This is a genomic window from Campylobacter concisus (genome assembly GCF_001891085.1).
GTDB classification, from domain to species: domain Bacteria; phylum Campylobacterota; class Campylobacteria; order Campylobacterales; family Campylobacteraceae; genus Campylobacter_A; species Campylobacter_A concisus_O.
The window spans coordinates 1-1,197 of the sequence record NZ_JXUP01000022.1 but is presented as its reverse complement, the minus strand read 5'-3'; the positions used below and the strand labels follow the sequence as shown (position 1 = coordinate 1,197).

The 1,197-nt window shown below is 39.5% G+C and carries 2 tRNA genes and 2 rRNA genes; all 4 read left to right on the top strand.

The window, feature by feature from the left end:
- Positions 1–164, top strand: a 16S ribosomal RNA gene (locus tag TH67_RS10145); the annotation flags it as partial.
- Positions 165–257: 93 nt separating this feature from the next.
- Positions 258–334, top strand: a tRNA-Ile gene (locus TH67_RS10140).
- A 12-nt stretch (positions 335–346) separates the two neighbouring features.
- Positions 347–422 (top strand) — tRNA-Ala (locus TH67_RS10135).
- A 326-nt stretch (positions 423–748) separates the two neighbouring features.
- Positions 749–1,197, top strand: a 23S ribosomal RNA gene (locus tag TH67_RS10480); the annotation flags it as partial.

Sequence of the window (1,197 nt, the reverse complement as noted above, 5' to 3'; positions counted from 1 at the left end):
ATACGTTCCCCGGGTCTTGTACTCACCGCCCGTCACACCATGGGGAGTTGATTTCACTCGAAGCCGGAATACTAAATTAGTTACCGTCCACAGTGGAATCAGCGACTGGGGTGAAGTCGTAACAAGGTAACCGTAGGAGAACCTGCGGTTGGATCACCTCCTTTCTAGAGTACATATAGATATTCTCTCACAAGATATCTATAAGAAGATATTCTCAATCATCCTTGTTTAGTTTTGAAAGATTGATAGACCTATAGGGGCCTATAGCTCAGCTGGTTAGAGTGCACCCCTGATAAGGGTGAGGTCACAAGTTCAAGTCTTGTTAGGCCCACCAGAGAATTTAATTGGGGAATTAGCTCAGCTGGGAGAGCGCCTGCTTTGCACGCAGGAGGTCAGCGGTTCGATCCCGCTATTCTCCACCATAAAATAGTTTAACTATATTAAGTCTAATTAGAGAGCTTAAAAATTAAACTTTCTAATTAGACTTTTGTCTAAATGTTCTTTTAATTAATATTGTTAATAGTCACAAGCAAGTTTTAAAAACAATTTTACAGGACTTGTTAAAGATTTAAATTTCTATTCTCTTTGCATTTAATGCAGAAGTTTGACATCACAAACTATTTAGGATTTAAAACTTATCTAAATAGTTGTCAATGCTTTCCGTCTTGAGAGCTAGAATTTAAATATAGTAACATAAAGTTATCTTTAACAAGGAAGTGATGCGAATTAGAATAATCTAATATAGAAAAGGTAAGCTACAAAGAGCAAGTGGTGGATGCCTTGGCTAGTAGAGGCGATGAAAGACGTGCCAGGCTGCGATAAGTCTCGGGGAGCCGTCAAGGGGCTTTGATCCGGGAATTTCTGAATGGGGCAACCCAACTAATAGAGATATTAGTTACCGTATAACGGAGCGAACGAGGGGAATTGAAACATCTTAGTACCCTCAGGAAAAGAAATCAAAAGAGATTACGCTAGTAGCGGCGAGCGAACGCGTAAGAGGGCAAACCGTTAGTTTACTAACGGGGTTGTAGGACTGCAATATAGACTAAACTTAGCTAATAGAATAATCTGGAAAGATTAAGCATAGAGGGTGATACTCCCGTATATGAAAGCTTTGTTTTACTTGCTAAGCTCTTCGACGTTTTCAGGCACACTTAAGAAATTTGCTATTTTGTCGCTGAAATTTGGAAATTTACT